This is a genomic window from Kribbella sp. NPDC050124 (genome assembly GCF_044460355.1).
GTDB lineage: Bacteria > Actinomycetota > Actinomycetes > Propionibacteriales > Kribbellaceae > Kribbella.
Genome location: NZ_JBITJU010000001.1, coordinates 927533 through 945008, shown reverse-complemented (window position 1 = coordinate 945008; position 17476 = coordinate 927533). Strand labels below are relative to the sequence as shown.

The window sequence follows — 17476 nt, the reverse complement described above, 5'->3', positions numbered from 1 at the left end:
GGGTCCGGCCCGCGCGCGGACGGGTGCCGCGCCGGGAAAGGGTTTGCATACACGGCGTCGGCGGTAGATTCGTTGGATGGGATATGCGCTGGGGCAGCTGGATCTTCGGCGGTGGCGAACGGCGGACGCGCTGCGGTTGTCGGCGGCGCACCAGGATCCCGAGATGGTGAACCAGGGCGGGATCGTGGACACCGCGTCCGCGGTGGACTGGATCGGGCGGGTGGCCGATCTGGACAACGGGCACGTGTACGCCGTGGCGGACGCCGAGGATCACCCGATCGGGTGTGTGGCGGTGACCAACATCGACCGGCACCAGGTCGGCTGGACCTGGTACTGGACGCTCGCCGAGGTCCGCGGCCAGGGCATCGCCCGCGACGCGCTGCGCGCCCTCGCCAACTGGGCCCACCAGGAAGCCGGCCTCTACCGGCTCGAGCTCGGCCACCGCACCAACAACCCGGCGTCCTGCAGCGTCGCCGCCGGCGCCGGCTTCCTGTACGAAGGTCTCGAGCGCCAGCGCCTCGCCTACGACGGCACCCGGTACGACGTCGAACGCCATGCCCGCCTCGCCACCGACCCCCTCAACCCGCCGCAGCGCCCGGTGACGATCAGTCTCTAGAGCGTCAGCTTCGGGTGCCGGTTGACGTCCTTGTAGAGCAGGTAGCGGAAGCGCCCGGGTCCACCGGCGTAGCAGGCCTGTGGGCAGAAGGCGCGCAACCACATGAAGTCGCCCTCCTGCACTTCGACCCAGTCCTTGTTCAGCAGGTAGACCGCCTTGCCTTCGAGCACGTACAGGCCGTGCTCCATCACGTGCGTCTCCGGGAACGGGATCACGCCGCCCGGCTCGAAGCTGACGATGTTGACGTGCATGTCGTGCCGTACGTCGTCCGGGTCGACGAACCGCTGCGTCTTCCACCGGCCCTCGGTGTCCGGCATCTCCACACCCTCGACGTCGACCTCGCTGGTGACGAACGGCTCGGGTACGTCGATCCCGTCGACCCGCTCGTACGCCTTCCGGACCAGGTGGAACCGCGCGACCTGCTCGCTGGTGTTGTGCAGCGTCCAGTCGGCCGCCGGCGGCAGGAACGCGTACCCGCCCGGTCCGAGGTCGTGCTTCGCACCGGAGACCGTCAGCGTCACGTTGCCTTCGACAACGAACACGACCGCCTCGGCGGACGGGTCGGTCTCCGGTTTGTCACTGCCGCCGCCCGGAGCGACCTCCACGATGTACTGCGAGAACGTCTCGGCGAACCCGGACAACGGCCGTGCGATCACCCACAGCCGCGTGTCGTCCCAGAACGGCAGCCGGCTGGTGACGATGTCGCGCATGGTCCCGCGGGGCAGCACGGCGTACGCCTCGGTGAAGACGGCGCGGTCGGTGGTCAGGTTGGTCTGCGCAGGCAGCCCGCCGCTCGGGGAGTAGTAGCGCGTCATGCTTGGCCTCCTCGGGTGAGCAGCCGGCCGCGGGGGCCGGCGTCGATGTCGACTTGGGCGCCGCGCAGCCAAGTGCTGCGGACCACGCCGTCGAGCCGGCGTCCGTCGTACGGGGTGATGGCGTTCTTGTGCTGCAGGGTGCGCGCGTCCACCACGAAGGTCTCGTCGGGGGCGAAGACGCAGAAGTCGGCGTCGTACCCGGTCTCGATCCGGCCTTTGTCCGGTACGGCGGGCGCCTGACACATCCAGCGTGCGACGTCGGCCAGCGTGAAGCCGCGTCCGCGGGCGCCGGTCCAGACGGCGGAAAGTCCGAGCTGGAGTGAGGCGATCCCGCCCCACGCCGCACCGAAATCCCCGGTGTCGAGGCGTTTGAGCTCGATCGTGGACGGCGAATGGTCGGAGACGACGAGGTCGATCACGCCGTCCCGCAGGCCGTCCCAGAGCAACTCGCGGTTCGCGGCTTCCCGGATCGGCGGGCAGCACTTGTACTGCGTGGCGCCGTCGGGGATCTCCTCCGCGCTGAAGGTCAGGTAGTGCGGGCAGGTCTCGGCGGTGATCCGGACACCGGTGCTCCGTGCCCGGGCGATCATCGGCAGGACGTCCGCGCTCGACACGTGCAGGATGTGCACCCGGCAGTCGGTACGGCGAGCAAGCTCGATGACTTGTGCGACGGCGGCGTACTCCGCCTTGCGCGGGCGGGACCGGAGAAAGGCGGCGTAGCTCGCGCCGTCCGGTGGCGGGGCGTCGTCGATCCGGTGGGCGTCCTCGGCATGCACGATCAGCAAACCGCCGAACGATGCGATTTCGCGCATGGCCGACCTGAGCTCGTCCTGGCTCAGTGGCGGGAACTCGTCGACGCCGCTGTGCAGGAGGAAGCACTTGAAGCCGAAGACACCGGCCTCGTGCAGGGGACGCAGCTGGGCGAGGTTGCCCGGGATCGCGCCGCCCCAGAAGCCGACGTCGACGTACGCCTGGCTCGCCGCGGTCTTCCGCTTCAGCTCCAGCGCCGGTACGTCGCAGGTCGGCGGGATGCTGTTGAGCGGCATGTCGACGATCGTCGTGACCCCGCCGGCGGCGGCCGCTCGGGTCGCGGAGGTGAAGCCTTCCCACTCGGTGCGACCCGGGTCGTTCACGTGCACGTGCGAGTCGACCAGGCCGGGCATCAGCACCTCGTCGTCGGCCAGGATCAGCTCCTGCGTGGCGTCGAGTTGGGCGTCGTACGGCGCGATCGCGGCGATCCGGCCGTCGTGCACACCGACCGCATGCGACGCCTCGCCCGCGGCCGTGATCACGCGGCGAGCCCTGATGACGAGGTCAAGCGAGGTCATGCGATGCCCCTCTCGGTTGCTGTCATCGTAGAACTCTGCAGGTGGTCGCCCGCGATCCTTTCTCCGAGTTGCCGGAGCAACGGGATCGGTTCGGCGATACAACGCCGGACGTCGGGCTCGAGGTCGGTCAGCGAATAAGCCGCCGCGATCCCCGCGTCGGCAAGCCTGCGGCGGTCGAGCCTATTGGTGCCACACACGGCGACCACCGGGATCGCCGCCGCGCGAGCTGCCGCGGCCACCCCCGCAACCGCCTTCCCATGCAACGTCTGCTCGTCGAGCGCCCCTTCCCCGGTCACCACGAGGTCCGCCCCGGCGAGTCGCTCCTGGAAGCCGGCCAGGTCGAGCATGAGCTCGATCCCGGGCCGCAACTCCGCGCCAAGCAGGGCAACGGCCGCGAAGCCGACACCCCCGGCAGCCCCCGCACCCGGGGTGTCCCGGAGGTCCCGCCCGGTCTCTCGAGCCACGAGATCAGCCCATCGGCTCAGCCCCGCGTCCAGCTCGGCAATTTGCGCGGAGTCGGCCCCCTTCTGCGGCCCGTAAACAGCTGCTGCACCCGTCGGCCCGGTCAACGGATTGTCGACATCGCAGGCGACGACGACCTCGATACCCGCCATACGCTGACGCAGCGCGGTCAGATCCAGGGAATCCTCGCTGATGGTGGCGCCGAGGGCGCGGACCAGGCCGGTGCCGCCGTCTGTGGAGGCGCTGCCGCCGATGCCGAGGATGATGCGGGTGCACCCGTTGTCGATGGCGGCCGCGATCAGCTCACCGGTGCCGCGCGAGGTCGCCGTGATCGGGGCCGGGGAGCCGCCGGGGAGGCGGACCAGGCCTGATACGTCGGCGAGTTCGACGACGGCCACCTCGCCGCGGCGGACGTAACCGGTGCGGACGGCCTCGCCGGTGGGGCCGGAGGCGGTCGCCGGGACGAACTCGAAGCCGGCGGCGACGGCGGCGGCGAGGGTGCCGTCGCCGCCGTCGGCCACCGGGATCGCGTCCACGGTCACGTCGGGGACGACACGGCGTACGCCTTCCCCGACCGCGGTGGCGACCTGGTTGCTGGTGAGGCTGCCTTTGAACTTGTCGGAGGCAACCACCACGCGGGTCATCGGACTGCGATGGCGGTCGGTGCGTCCGCGGGGGTCTCGGCGAGGTCCTCGAACTCGTTGACGTTGTCGATCTCCAGGCCCATCGAGACGTTGGTGACGCGTTCGAGGATGACCTCGACGACGACCGGGACCTGGTACTCGGCCATGAGCTTCTTGGCCTTCTCGAGGGCAGGCAGGATCTCGTCGGGCTCGGTGACGCGGAGCGCCTTGCAGCCCAGGCCTTCGGCGACCTTGACGTGGTCGACGCCGTAGCCGTTGACCTCGGGGCTGTTGATGTTCTCGAACGACAGTTGCACGCAGAAGTCCATGTCGAACCCGCGCTGCGCCTGCCGGATCAGCCCCAGGTAGGAGTTGTTCACGACGACGTGGACGTACGGGATGTTGAACTGCGCGCCCACCGCCAGCTCCTCGATCAGGAACTGGAAGTCGTAGTCACCCGACAGCGCGACCACAGTGCTGTCCGGATCCGCGACCGCGACCCCCAGCGTCGCCGGAACGGTCCACCCCAGCGGTCCCGCCTGGCCGGCGTTGATCCAGTGCCGCGGCCGGTAGACGTGCAGCATCTGGGCGGCCTGGATCTGCGACAACCCGATGGTCGACACGTACCGGGTGTCCGGCCCGAAGGCCCGGTTCATCTCCTCGTAGACCCGCTGCGGCTTGATCGGCACGACGTCGAAGTGTGTCTTGCGGTGCAGCGTCGTACGGCGTTCCTGACACTCCGCAACCCACGCGGTCCGGTCGGCCAGGCGACCCGCGGCAGCCCACTCCCGCGCCACCTCGACGAACACCTCGAGCGCGGCGCGCGCGTCCGAGACGATGCCGTAGTCCGGCGAGAACACCCGGCCGATCTGCGTCGGCTCGATGTCGACGTGGATGAACTTCCGGCCCTCGGTGTAGGTCCCGACCGACCCGGTGTGCCGGTTGGCCCACCGGTTGCCGATGCCGAACACCAGGTCCGAGGCGAGCAGCGTCGCGTTCCCGTACCGGTGCGAGGTCTGCAGGCCGACCATCCCGGCCATCAGCCGGTGGTCGTCCGGGATCGAACCCCAGCCCATCAGCGTCGGCACGACCGGAACGCCGACCAGCTCGGCGAACTCGACCAGCAGGTCGGACGCGTCCGCGTTGATGATCCCGCCACCGGCCACGAGCAGCGGCCGCTCCGCGGCGTTCAGCAACGCGAGAGCCTTCTCGGCCTGCGCCCGCGTCGCGGCCGGCTTGGCCACCGGCAGCGGCTCGTAGGTGTCGATGTCGAAGTCGATCTCGGCCAGCTGGACATCCAGCGGTAGGTCGATCAGCACCGGACCCGGACGGCCTTCGCGCATCAGCTGGAAAGCCTTCTGGAACGTGCCCGGCACCTGAGCCGGCTCCATCACCGTGACCGCCCACTTGGCGACCGGCTTGGCGATCGAGGCGATGTCGACCGCCTGGAAGTCTTCCTTGTGCAGCTTGGCGACCGGCGCCTGGCCGGTGATGCACAGGATCGGGATCGAGTCGGCGGAGGCCGAGTACAGCCCGGTGATCATGTCGGTGCCGGCGGGTCCCGACGTACCGATGCACACTCCGATGTTCCCGGCTTGCGCCCGGGTGTAGCCCTCGGCCATGTGCGAGGCGCCCTCGACGTGGCGGGCCAGCACGTGCTTGATCCCGCCGTGCTTCTTCATCGCGCTGTAGAAGGGATTGATCGCGGCACCGGGCAGACCGAACGTCTGGGTGGAGCCTTCCTTCTCCAGGATCAGGACCGCGGCGTCGACCGCGCGCATGCGCGCCATCAGCCCGAAGCCTTTCCGGACAGGCGCTCCACGCCACGCAGCAGCGCGGAGTGGTCGAGGCCGCCGTCGCCGTTGGCCCGGGCGGACGCCACCAGTTGGGCGACGAGCGAGCCGAGCGGTACGGCGACACCCGCCTCGCGAGCGGCCGCGGTGACGATGCCCATGTCCTTGTGGTGCAGGTCGATCCGGAAGCCCGGCTGGAACGAGCGCCCCAGCATGTTCTCCTTCTTCTGGTTCAGCACCGACGAGCCGGCCAGGCCGCCGCCGAGGACGTCCAGGGCCGCCTTGGTGTCGACGCCGAACGCCTCCAGGAAGATGACGGCCTCGGACAGCGCCTGGATGTTCGCGGCGACGATCAGCTGGTTGGCCGCCTTGACGGTCTGGCCGGACCCGCTCGGGCCGACGTGGACGACGGTCTTGCCGACCACGTCGAACAGCGGCTTGGCGGCCTCGAAGTCGTCCGCGTCACCCCCGACCATGATCGAGAGCGCGGCGTTCTTGGCGCCGGCCTCACCGCCGGAGACGGGCGCGTCCAGGATCCGGAAGCCCAGCGCCCGGGCCTGCTCGGCCAGTTGCTGGGTGACGTCCGGCCGGATGCTGGAGAAGTCGATGATCAGCGAGCCGGTCTCGGCGTGCTGGAAGACGCCGTCCTCGCCGGCCAGGACGTCCTCGACGTCGGGCGAGTCGGGCACCATCACGCAGATCACGTCGGCGCCCTTGATCGCGTCGGCGACCGAGGTCGCGTACCGGCCGCCGGCCTCGACCAGCGGAGCGCCGCGCTCGGGGGTGCGGTCGAGGCCGGCGACGTTGTGACCGGCGTCGGCCAGGTGTACAGCCATCGGGCTGCCCATGATGCCGAGGCCGATGAAGGCGATGTTCGTCATGTCGGAGATCTCCCAAGAGGTGTCAGCGGGCGGCGCGCGGCAGCCAGCCGAAGCTGTCGACGGTGGTGGTGGAGGGCTTGTACTCCAGGCCGATCCAGCCCGAGTAGCCGTTGCCGGCGAGCGCGTTGAGCTGCCGGTCGAGCGAGAGCGTGCCGGTGCCGGGCTCGTTGCGGCCGGGGGCGTCGGCGATCTGCACGTGCGCGATCCGGTCGGTGTGCTCCGCGATCACGCGGTCGACGTCGTCGCCGTTGACCGCGAGGTGGTAGAGGTCCGCGAGCAGCCCGACGTTCGGCGCCTGCACCCGGTCGATCACGGCCAGCGCGTCGGCGGCGGTCAGCAGCGGGTACCGGTCCGCGCCGCTGACCGGCTCGACCAGTACGACGCCGTCGATCCGAGCCGCCGCCTGTGCCGCGAGCGCGAGGTTCTCGACCGCGAGATCGTCCTGCTCGCTCGCGGAGTGGCCGTCCTCGCGGTTGCCGTACAGGGCGTTGAAGGCCTGGCAGCCGAGCCGCTCGCCGATGCCGACGGTGACGTCGATGTTGTCCCGGAACTCGCCGGACCGCTTCGGCCACGACACCAGGCCGCGGTCGCCGCCGGGCATGTCGCCGGCGAAGAAGTTCAGGCCGGTCAGCTGGACGCCGGCGTCCTGGATCGCGGTCACGAACGCGTCGACGTGCCGGTCCGTCGGCACCGCCTCGACGAACGGCCACCAGAACTCGACGGCGCCGAAGCCGGCCCGCCGGGCGGCCGCCGGGCGCTCCAGCAGCGGAAGCTCGGTGAACAGCAGCGAGCAGTTCACCGTGTAGCGCAGCGGGTTGGTCATGGGATTCTCGACTTTCCGTATTGCGGAAGTTGATTTCTGTTCTGCGAAATGACCATAGGTGGGCCAGCGCGCCGGCGTCAAGGGAAAGGTTTCCGGGCGGGCGGCCGGACGTTGTACGTTCCTCTGAGAACCACACAAGGCGGAGGAGGTGCGCCGTGCTGCTGTCCGAGCTGCTCGACGCGCCCGAGCTCGGGCTTCGCCTGCTGCACTTGGCCGCCGACGCACTCCACCGTCCGGTCGGCCGACTGGTCACCACCGACCTGCTCGAACCCGGCCGCTACCTGAGCGGTGGCGAGCTGGTTCTCACCGGCCTGGTCTGGCGCCGGAGTGAGGTGGACAGCGAGACGTTCGTCTCCTCGATGGCGGGCCGCGGAGCCACCACGATCCTGGCTGGGAAGGCGCAGCTCGGGGCAGTTCCCGAGGACCTGCTCGAGGCCTGCCAACGCCATCAGGTGACCCTCGTGGAAGTCCCCACCGAGGTCGCGTTCGCCGATGTCACCGAGTACGTCGCCGCCGCGGGCTCCCTCGAGACGGGTGCACGGTTGTCGGCAAGCCTGGTCCGGCAACGTCAGCTGTTGTCGTCGATCGCGGCCGGTCGGAGTCTCGACGAGCTCGCGGACCGCATCTCCGCCGAGATCGGGCATGACTGCCGGGTGATCACGCCGACCGGCCGGCACGTCGTACCAGGGCCTGGTCACCTGGACGAGGAAGTACTCGACGTCCTCTCGCGGCGGTTCCTCACTGCGGACCGGACTCCTGCAGTCGCCAATGCCTTCGGTACGTCGTACAGCCTGTTCCCGGTCGGGTCGGGCCTGGGCAATCGGCTGACCGCTTGGGTCTTGGTGATCGAGGGCGACCACACGGAGTGGTCCCGGGACCATGTCGAGGCAGTGCAGGAGTTGTGCGCGATCGCCGCGCTGGACAGGGCTCGGCGCGACGAAGGGCGGCTTGCATTGCGGCCGCTGGTCGCTGATGCGCTGGCGTTGGTCGAGTCGGGCGCTCCGCATGCCGAGGTCGCCAATCGGCTGCGGCAAGCCGGTGCGCATTCGGATCTGCCGATGGTGGTCGCGGTGGCGGACCTCCGGGGCGACGGGCCGAGCGAGGTCGCGATCACGCTGCTCGAGGATGTCGCGCTTACGGTCGGTCCGGCGGTCGTGGCGCCGGGACGTGATGGGGCGCTGGTCGCGTTGCTGCCGTTCGTTCCGGGGCTGCCGGATCAGCTGCGCCGGGCGTTCGGCCGGCTCTCGTCTGGGCTCGTGCGTGTGCGGCTCGCGGTCGGGGTCAGTGGCGAGACCGGCGTCGACGCGCTGGTCGGCGCGCTCGAGGAGGCCAGGTTCGCGCATCGGGCCGCTCGATCGGGCAGTACGCCGGTATCGGTGGTCACGTCGGAGGAAGTCGCCTCGCACGTCCTGCTGCTCGCCACGTTGCCCGACGACGTACGCCGTACCTACACCCATCGCGTCCTCGGGCCGGTGCTGGAGCACGATCGCCGTACCAACGCGGACCTGCTCGCCACGCTGCAGGAGTTCCTCGCCTGCGACGGCTCGTGGTCGCGAGCGGCCGAGGCTTTACACCTGCATGTCAACACGGTTCGGTACCGGATCGAACGCGTTGAGCAACTGACCGGACGCGATCTGTCCCGGCTCGAGGACCGCGTCGACGTGTTCCTCGCTCTCAAGTCGCTCTGAACCGCTGGGTTTGGGTGATCGCACAAAACGGGGGCCACCCGAGCGGGTGATCTTCGGAGGTTCACCGGGTGCAAACCGGGTGGGCTCGCGCGGATGCTGTCGTGCAGATCACCAAAACGCCGCCGCGCCCCCGAGCCCGCTTTCGAGGAAGGTGCCCGATGAAGGCAATCCTGCGACCCGGCCGCCGCGCCAGCCGTCACCCCGTCGACGAGGTGCTGCCGCCCGGCAAGCTCGCCGTCTACGGCTTCCAGCACGTCCTGGCGTTCTACGCCGGCGCCGTGATCGTACCGATCCTGCTGGCGAACTCCATCGGGCTCAGCACCGAGCAACTCGTCCACCTGATCAACGCCGACCTGTTCACCTGCGGTATCGCCTCGATCATCCAGTCGGTCGGGTTCTGGAAGGTCGGCGTCCGGCTGCCGCTGCTGCAGGGCGTGACGTTCACGGCGGTGTCGCCGATGATCGCGATCGGCCTGGCCGCGGGCGGCGGGACCGAAGGCTTGCTGGTGATCTACGGCGCGGTGATCGTGGCCGGCCTGGTGACGTTCTTCCTGGCGCCGTTCTTCAGCCGGCTGATCCGGTTCTTCCCGCCGGTGGTGACCGGCTCGGTGATCACGATCATCGGCCTGGCGCTGCTGCCGGTGGCAGCCGGCGACGCGACCGGCGGCGCCGGCCCGACGTCGGACCCGACCAGCGGCAAGAACCTGGCCTACGCGCTCGGCACGCTGGCCCTGATCGTGCTGATCCAGCGGGTCTTCAAGGGCTTCATGGCGACGATCGCCGTTCTGGTCGGCCTGGTCGCGGGAACGCTGGTCGCCTGGGCGTTCGGGGACGCGCACTTCAGCGCGGTCAGCGACTCCGGCTGGGTCGGCGTGACCACGCCGTTCTACTTCGGCTGGCCGCAGTTCTCGATCGCGGCGATCATCTCGATGGTCGTGGTGATGCTGATCACCGCGGTGGAGACGACTGGTGACGTCTTCGCGACCGGTGAGATCGTCGAGAAGCGGATCGGCCGCGAGGACGTCGCCCGCGCGCTGCGCGCGGACGGCCTGGCCACCACGATCGGCGGCGTCTTCAACTCCTTCCCCTACACGTGTTTCGCCGAGAACGTCGGCCTGGTCCGGCTGACCCGGGTGAAGAGCCGCTGGGTGGTCGCGGCAGCCGGCGCGATCATGATCCTGCTCGGCCTGATCCCCAAGGCCGGTGCGATCGTGGCCGGCATCCCGCACCCGGTGCTGGGCGGCGCCGCCCTGGCGATGTTCGCCACCGTGGCCGTGGTCGGCTTCCAGACCCTGGCCAAGGTCGACTTCCACGACCACCGCAACGTGGTCATCGTGGCCACCAGCGTCGGCCTGGCGATGTACGTCACCGCGCAGCCGCAGGTCGCCCAGGCGGTCCCCGGCTGGGCCGAGATCATCTTCGGCAGCGGCATCACGCTGGGCAGCCTGACCGCGATCCTGCTGAACATCGTCTTCCACCACATCGGCAAGGACTTCGGCCCCGCGGTGGCCGGGCTGCCGGGTGACTCGGTCCGGCTGGACCAGGTCAACAAGATGAGCCGCTCCGAGTTCGTCGAGACCTTCGCCGGCCTGTTCCAGGGCCCGCACTGGATGGTCGAGCGGGCCTGGGAGATGCGGCCGTTCACCGACACCCACGCGCTGCGCCGGTCGTTCCAGGAGGCCCTGTTCTCCGGGTCGCCCGAGGAGCAGCGCCAGCTGATCGAGTCCTACCCGCAGCTCGGTTCGCAGTTCGTCGCCGACGGCATGAACGGTGAGGCGTCGCTGCGGGACCAGTCCGCCCGCGGCCTGACCTTCCTGGCCGAGCCGGAGCGGGACGAACTGGCCGCGATCACCGAGGCGTACCGAGAGCGGTTCGGCTTCCCGCTGGTGATCTCGGTCCGGGACGCGGACTCGTTCGACCGGATCCTCGAGCAGGGCCGGGAGCGGCTGGGCAACTGCGAGAACCAGGAACACGCCGCCGCGCTACTGGAAATCGCCAAGATCGCCGGGTACCGGTTCGACGACTTCCTCTCGGACGCCAATCCGATTCATAGTGCAAGAACACGCTGGAGCAGTAGCCGATGAGTACGACCACCACGCAAACACCTTCGATCACGGTCAATGGCGAATCGACCGCAATCGGTGACGTCGCCGTGCACACCTCGGTGCTGGACTGGCTGCGTGACCAGGGCCTGACCGGGGCGAAGGAGGGCTGTGCCGAGGGCGAGTGCGGAGCGTGTTCCGTGCTCGTCGCCCGGCCCGGCACCGACGCCCCGACCGAGTGGACCGCGATCAACGCGTGCTTGCTGCCGATCGCGGCCCTCGACGGCCAGGAGCTGATCACCTCCGAGGGCCTGGGCTCCCCGGAGGAACTGCATCCGGTCCAGCAGGAGCTCGCCGTACGTGGTGGATCACAGTGTGGCTACTGCACGCCGGGCTTCGTGTGCAGCATGGCCGCCGAGTTCTACCGGTCCACGCGTACGACGTCCAACGGGCACTGCGACCACGAGCACGGCCCGAACGGTTTCGACCTGCACTCGCTGAGCGGCAACCTGTGCCGGTGCACCGGGTACCGCCCGATCAAGGACGCCGCGTACGCGCTGGGCGAGCCGGCCGTGGACGACGCGCTGGCAGCCCGCCGGTCCGCACCGCCGCCACCGCCGGTGGCCACCGCGATCGCGGTCGAGGGCGCGGAGTTCCTGCGACCGGCCGACCTGGCCGAGGTGCTCGAAGTGCTTGCCGAGAGCCCCAAAGCGCAGATCCTCGCCGGGTCGACCGATGTCGGGGTGGAGGTGAACATCCGCGGTGTCCGGAAGCCGCTGGTCGTCGCGATCGACCGGCTGACCGAGCTGCGCGAGTTCTCGTACGGTCCGGACGAGATCCGGCTCGGCGCTGCGCTGACGCTCAGCGAGATCGAGCGGCTGCTGGCCGGCCGCGTGCCGCTGCTGGCCCAGATGTTCCCGCAGTTCGCGTCCCGGCTGATCCGCAATGGCGCCACCATTGGCGGCAACCTGGGCACGGGCTCGCCGATCGGTGACACCCCGCCGGCGCTGTTGGCCCTGGACGCCTCGCTCGTGCTGTCGTCCCGTCGGGGTGAGCGCGTCGTACCGCTCGCGGACTACTTCACCGGCTACCGGCAGACCGTGAAGGCGGCCGACGAGCTGATCCGGACGATCGTCATTCCGCTGCCGATTGAGCCGCTGACTGCTTTCCACAAGATCGCCAAACGGCGCTTCGACGACATCTCCAGCGTCGCCGTCGGGTACGCCGTCGACGTCGAGGACGGCGTCGTACGGCGGGCCCGGATCGGACTCGGTGGGGTCGCCGCGACCCCGCTGCGGGCGCTGGCGACCGAGCAGGCGTTGATCGGCAAGCCGTGGACCGAGCGGACCGTCCGGGAGGCGGCCGCGGTGATGGCGGCCGAGGGTACGCCGATGGACGACCACCGGGCGAGCTCGTCGTACCGCTCGGCGATGCTCGGCCAGTCGCTGCTCCGGTTCTACGCGGAAGGAGTGAGCGCATGAGCTCGCTATCTGAGCGTCCGCAGCAGGCCGTAGTGGGTCTGCCGCTACCGCACGAGAGCGCCGCGCTGCATGTCACCGGCAAGGCGCTCTACACCGACGACCTGGTGCAGCGGACCCGTGATGTCCTGCACGCCTGGCCGGTCCAGTCGCCGCACACCCATGCCCGGATCACGGATCTACGAGTGAAACCGGCGTACGACGTCCCCGGCGTGGTCCGTGTGCTCACGGGTGACGACGTACCGGGCGTGAACGACGCCGGCGTGAAGCACGACGAGCCGTTGTTCCCGACCGAGGCGATGTTCCACGGGCACGCGATCTGCTGGGTGCTGGCCGACACGTTGGAGGCCGCGCGACTCGGCGCGGCTGCGATCGAGGTCGACTACGAGCCGCTCGAGTCGCTGGTGACCGTTCGGGAGGCCATCGCCGCGGGCAGCTTCCAGGGCACCGGGCGGCACCTGGCCCGGGGTGACGTCGAGGGCGCGCTCGCGGCGGCGGCCCACGTGTTCCACGGCGAGTTCGAGTTCGCCGGGCAGGAGCACTTCTACCTCGAGACCCACTGCTCGCTGGCGCACGTCGACGAAGGCGGTCAGATCTTCGTTCAGAGCAGCACGCAGCACCCGTCCGAGACGCAGGAGATCGTCGCCCACGTTCTCGGCGTCCCGAGCCACGAGGTGACCGTGCAGTGTCTCCGGATGGGAGGGGGTTTCGGAGGCAAGGAGATGCAGCCGCACGGGTTGGCTGCGATCGCCGCACTGGGGGCGACGCTGACCGGACGGCCCGTGCGGCTGCGCCTCAACCGCACGCAGGACCTGACGATGTCCGGCAAGCGGCACGGGTTCCACAGCGAGTGGCGGGCCGGTTTCGACGACGACGGCCACCTGGTCGCTCTCGACGCGACCCTGACCGCGGACGGCGGCTGGAGCCTGGACCTGTCCGAGCCGGTGCTCGCCCGGGCGATGTGCCACGTCGACAACGCCTACTGGATCCCGAACGTCCGGGTGGACGGCCGGATCGCCAAGACGAACAAGACGTCGCAGACCGCGTTCCGCGGGTTCGGCGGCCCGCAGGGCATGATCGTCGTCGAGAACATCCTCGGCCGGTGCGCGCCGCTGCTCGGGTACGACGGCACCGAACTACGTCGCCGCAATCTCTACCGGGTGAACGACACCACGCCGTACGGGCAGCCGGTGCGGCACGCCGACCGACTGGAGTCATGCTGGAGCCAGGTCGCGTCCAACGGCGACGTCGTACGGCGGCAGGCGGAGATCGCAGCGTTCAACGCCGAGCACCCGCATCGGAAGCGAGCGCTGGCGATGACGCCGGTGAAGTTCGGCATCTCGTTCAACCTGACCGCGTTCAACCAGGCCGGCGCACTCGTGCACGTCTACAAGGACGGCTCGGTGCTGATCAACCACGGCGGCACGGAGATGGGGCAGGGCCTGCACACGAAGATGCTGCAGGTCGCCGCCACCACCCTCGGTCTCCCGCTGGCTCGCGTCCGGTTGGCCCCGACCCGCACCGACAAGGTGCCGAACACGTCGGCCACCGCGGCCAGCTCCGGCGCGGACCTCAACGGCGCGGCGATTAAGAACGCGTGCGAGCAGATCCGCGACCGCCTCGCGCAGGTCGCCGGCGGGCGGCTCGGGATCAGCCCGCATGACGTGCGCTTCATCGACGGTCAGGTCAGCAGCCTGACCGGCGACAGCGTTCCGTGGGAGGAGATCGTCCGCAGCGCGTACTACGAGCGCGTCCAGCTCTGGGCAGCCGGCTTCTACCGCACCGAGGGCCTGCACTGGGACGCCAACGCCATGCGCGGCGAGCCGTTCAAGTACTTCGCGTACGGCGTTGCCGCGGCCGAGGTCGAGGTGGACGGGTTCAGCGGCGCCTACACGCTGCGCCGGGTCGACATCGTCCACGACGTCGGCGACAGCCTCAGCCCGTTGATCGACGTCGGCCAGATCGAGGGAGGCTTCGTCCAGGGCACTGGATGGCTGACGCTCGAGGACCTGCGCTGGGACGAGAGCGACGGGCCGCAGCGAGGCCGGCTGGCGACACAGGCTGCGAGCACCTACAAGCTGCCGAGCTTCTCGGAGATGCCCGAGGTGTTCAACGTGCAGCTGCTGGAGAAGGCTCATGAGGAAGGCGCGGTCTACGGCTCGAAGGCCGTCGGCGAGCCGCCGCTGATGCTGGCCTTCGCGATACGCGAGGCGTTGCGGGAGGCCGCGGCGGCGTTCGGGCCTTCTGGTGTGAGCGTCGATCTGGCCTCGCCGGCGACACCGGAGGCCGTCTACTGGGCCCTGGACCGCGCTCGGTCCGCGGCCGACTCGCTCGCTGCGAGTGGGGTGTGACGGCCGAGATGGAATGGATGAAGGCGGTCGAACGGCTCCGCGAGCAGCGGTTGCCCGGCGTCCTGGTGACCCTGATCTCCGTGCGTGGGCATTCCCCGCGCGAGGCGGGCGCCAAGATGGTGGTCGCCGCGGACGGGACCTGGGCGACCGTCGGCGGCGGCAACCTGGAGGCGCTGGCGGTCGAGCGTTCCCGGGCGATGATCGCGGCGGGCGTCGGGGAGCCTGAGGTGATCGAGGTCGCGTTGTCCGACAAAGCGCCGTACCAGCATGGTGTTCAGTGCTGTGGCGGTGAGGTGAAGCTGCTGCTCGAGCCACTGCCGGTCGTCCCGGCGGTGGCGATCTTCGGCGTCGGGCATGTTGGTCTCGAACTGGCGCGGATCCTGGCCCGGCACGACATCGAGCTGCACCTGATCGACTCGCGGCCCGACCAGCTGGTGACGGAGCGGATGGTCGTCCTCGACGACGCGGTGGCCAACCTGCACGTCCACCACGTGCCGGTGCTGCCCGAGCTCGTCGTCGGCGAGCTGCCGGCCGGCACCCACGTCCTGATCATGACCCACGACCACGCGGAGGACGCCGCCCTGTGCGACGCCGCGATCCGCCGGGACGACCTGGCCACGATCGGGCTGATCGGATCCAGCGCGAAGTGGGCGCGGTTCCGCCGCAAACTCGCCGAGGACGGCAACTCCGCCGCGGCGATCGACCGGATCACCACCCCGATCGGCCGGCCCGATCTGGCCGGCAAGGAACCGGCCACCATCGCGGTCAGCGTCGCGGCCTGGCTGCTCCACCTGTTCGTTGCCGAACGCAACCCTGCACCCCGTGAGGCGAAAGCATGACCATCTACCGAGGCACGTTCCTCGACACTCCGGAGAACCCGTTCACCGGCGGCCGCCTGCGGGTCGACGCAGACGCCGCGCTGCTGGTGACGGACGGTGTGATCGTTGCCCGAGGCGCCTTCAGCGACGTACGGCGGGCGCACCCGGCCGAGGACATCGTCGACCTGAGCGGCGGCCTGGTGCTGCCCGGGTTCGTCGACACCCACGTGCACTTCCCGCAGATCCGGGCCGTCGGCGGTCTCGGCCTGCCGCTGCTGGAGTGGCTCGACCGCTACGCGTTGCCCGAGGAGGCTCGCATGGCCGACACCGGCTACGCGGCGGGGGTCGCGGCCGAGTTCGTCCGCGGGCTTGCGGCGGCCGGGACCACGAGCGCGTTGGTTTTCGGAGCACATTACGCGGACGCTGTCGACGTACTGTTCTCCTCCGCTTCCAAGGTCGGACTGCGGATCACCAGCGGCCTCGTCGTCAGCGACCGGCTCCTCCGGGAGGACCTGCTCACCACACCCGAGCGGGCCTACGCCGAGTCGCTGGCCCTGGCCGAACGCTGGCACGGCGTCGGCCGCAACCGGTACGCCGTGACACCACGCTTCTCGCTCTCGTGCACGGACGAGCTCCTCGCCGCCTGTCGCCGGGTGCTGGACGAGGTCCCCGGCTCGCTGTTCACCTCGCACGTCAACGAGAACGAAGCGGAGATCGCGACCGTTGCCGAACTGTTCGGCGGCAGCGACTACGTCAGCACGTACGACAAGCACGGGCTGGTCAATCGGCGGAGCGTGCTCGCGCACAACGTCCACCCGACGGACGTCGAGTTGAAGACCCTCGGTGAAGGCGGCGCGGCGGTCGCGCACTGCCCAACCAGCAACGCCGCGCTCGGCAGCGGACTCTTCCCACTGTCCCGCCACCTCCAGTACGGCGTCCGCGTCGCCCTGGGCTCCGACGTCGGCGCCGGCACCGGCTTCTCGCTGCTGAAGGAAGGACTGCAGGCGTACTTCTGCCAGCAGCTGATCGGCGACCACGGCCACCCGCTGAACGCCGCACACCTCCTCCACCTGGCAACCGCGGCCGGCGCGGACGCCCTCGGCCTGGACGAGGTAGGCCACCTCAGCGTCGGCAAACGCTTCGACGCCCAACTCCTCCGCCCCGCCGACGGCTCTCCCCTAGCAGTAGGCGTAGCCCACGCCGACGACGCCGAAGAAGCCCTAGCTCGCCTCTTCACCCTAGGCACCCCCGCCGACGTCCACGCAGTCTGGATAGACGGCAACCTCCTCCACCACTAACACTTGCACGCGGCTGACAGCCCATCCGGTCAGCCGCGTCACCCTCGCAGCCGGCTATGCCCGCTCCTACGTCGCGAGCTCGCCCGGCCTGCCCCACCCACTCTCTCGCGCAGCTCACCGCCGCTCACTCTGCGAGCGACCGCCCGCACGCGACTGCCGCGTGGTCACGCCGTCTCGCGGCCGGTTGAGAGGACCGTGGTCGCGGGGGACGACACCTGCATACCCGACCGCCTGAGACCTCGATCCGATCACTTGTCGTAGCCACTCGTCACTGCGAGTACCACCTGTGACACCATGCCCCTGCAGGCCGTCGGGGGGCTGGACGGAAATGCGTGATCGGTTGGCACGGACGAGGGGGAGCATGGCCCAAGGAGACTGGGTATCGGCGAGTGATGTTCGGCGGGAGGTCCCGGACGCCGTCTATGACGCCCTCGTGACTCTTGAGAAGCAGGGCGCGCGG

The 17476-nt window shown here is 69.8% G+C and carries 13 protein-coding genes; 7 read left to right on the top strand and 6 right to left on the bottom strand.

All coding sequences use genetic code 11. The features are described 5' to 3' along the window. The first annotated feature begins 76 nt into the window (after positions 1-76). On the top strand, positions 77-616 hold the full coding sequence (locus tag ACIBL3_RS04755; protein ID WP_396351808.1) for a GNAT family N-acetyltransferase: 540 nt from the start codon (positions 77-79) through the stop codon (positions 614-616). On the opposite strand, the gene ACIBL3_RS04750 is transcribed toward ACIBL3_RS04755, so the two are convergent. Genes ACIBL3_RS04750 through ACIBL3_RS04725 form a run of 6 tightly spaced genes read right to left on the bottom strand, consistent with a single transcriptional unit; the run spans position 613 to position 7341 of the window. Continuing rightward, entirely contained in the window at positions 613-1431 is an 819-nt protein-coding gene (locus ACIBL3_RS04750; protein ID WP_396351807.1) for a bifunctional allantoicase/(S)-ureidoglycine aminohydrolase, read from the bottom strand. The two genes, ACIBL3_RS04755 and ACIBL3_RS04750, sit on opposite strands and share 4 nt — an antisense overlap. Further along, positions 1428-2759: an allantoinase AllB gene (gene allB / locus ACIBL3_RS04745; protein WP_396351806.1), complete on the bottom strand. Its 1332-nt coding sequence runs from the start codon at positions 2757-2759 to the stop codon at positions 1428-1430. The genes ACIBL3_RS04750 and allB overlap by 4 nt, the downstream gene beginning before the upstream one ends. Continuing rightward, positions 2756-3865: a glycerate kinase gene (locus tag ACIBL3_RS04740; protein WP_396351805.1), complete on the bottom strand. Its 1110-nt coding sequence runs from the start codon at positions 3863-3865 to the stop codon at positions 2756-2758. Before ACIBL3_RS04740 ends, allB begins: the two co-directional genes overlap by 4 nt. After that, on the bottom strand, positions 3862-5634 hold the full coding sequence (gene gcl, locus ACIBL3_RS04735) for a glyoxylate carboligase (RefSeq protein ID WP_396351804.1): 1773 nt from the start codon (positions 5632-5634) through the stop codon (positions 3862-3864). Before gcl ends, ACIBL3_RS04740 begins: the two co-directional genes overlap by 4 nt. After that, complete coding sequence (locus ACIBL3_RS04730) at positions 5634-6518, bottom strand: 2-hydroxy-3-oxopropionate reductase (protein ID WP_396351803.1); 885 nt, start codon at positions 6516-6518, stop codon at positions 5634-5636. The genes gcl and ACIBL3_RS04730 overlap by 1 nt, the downstream gene beginning before the upstream one ends. 22 nt (positions 6519-6540) lie before the next feature. Then, on the bottom strand, positions 6541-7341 hold the full coding sequence (locus tag ACIBL3_RS04725; protein WP_396351802.1) for a hydroxypyruvate isomerase family protein: 801 nt from the start codon (positions 7339-7341) through the stop codon (positions 6541-6543). A gap of 155 nt (positions 7342-7496) precedes the next feature. Here ACIBL3_RS04725 and ACIBL3_RS04720 point away from each other — a divergent pair, with 155 nt between their 5' ends. The 6 genes from ACIBL3_RS04720 to guaD all read left to right on the top strand — a co-directional run bounded on the left by ACIBL3_RS04720 (position 7497) and on the right by guaD (position 17016). Further along, entirely contained in the window at positions 7497-9029 is a 1533-nt protein-coding gene (locus ACIBL3_RS04720; RefSeq protein ID WP_396351801.1) for a PucR family transcriptional regulator, read from the top strand. Between the two features lie 158 nt (positions 9030-9187). Beyond that, positions 9188-11113, top strand: coding sequence for a 2-oxo-4-hydroxy-4-carboxy-5-ureidoimidazoline decarboxylase (uraD, locus tag ACIBL3_RS04715; protein WP_396351800.1), 1926 nt, complete (start codon positions 9188-9190; stop codon positions 11111-11113). Next, positions 11110-12552 (top strand): xanthine dehydrogenase small subunit, encoded by a 1443-nt coding sequence (locus ACIBL3_RS04710; RefSeq protein WP_396351799.1) that lies wholly within the window; start codon positions 11110-11112, stop codon positions 12550-12552. Before uraD ends, ACIBL3_RS04710 begins: the two co-directional genes overlap by 4 nt. Further along, the gene (gene xdhB / locus ACIBL3_RS04705; protein WP_396351798.1) at positions 12549-14900 is read left to right on the top strand and encodes a xanthine dehydrogenase molybdopterin binding subunit; all 2352 of its coding nucleotides are present in this window, start codon (positions 12549-12551) and stop codon (positions 14898-14900) included. The genes ACIBL3_RS04710 and xdhB overlap by 4 nt, the downstream gene beginning before the upstream one ends. Positions 14901-14917: 17 nt before the next feature. Then, the gene (gene xdhC / locus ACIBL3_RS04700) at positions 14918-15739 is read left to right on the top strand and encodes a xanthine dehydrogenase accessory protein XdhC (RefSeq protein ID WP_396351797.1); all 822 of its coding nucleotides are present in this window, start codon (positions 14918-14920) and stop codon (positions 15737-15739) included. Continuing rightward, complete coding sequence (gene guaD / locus ACIBL3_RS04695; protein ID WP_396351796.1) at positions 15736-17016, top strand: guanine deaminase; 1281 nt, start codon at positions 15736-15738, stop codon at positions 17014-17016. The genes xdhC and guaD overlap by 4 nt, the downstream gene beginning before the upstream one ends. Positions 17017-17476: the final 460 nt, after the last annotated feature.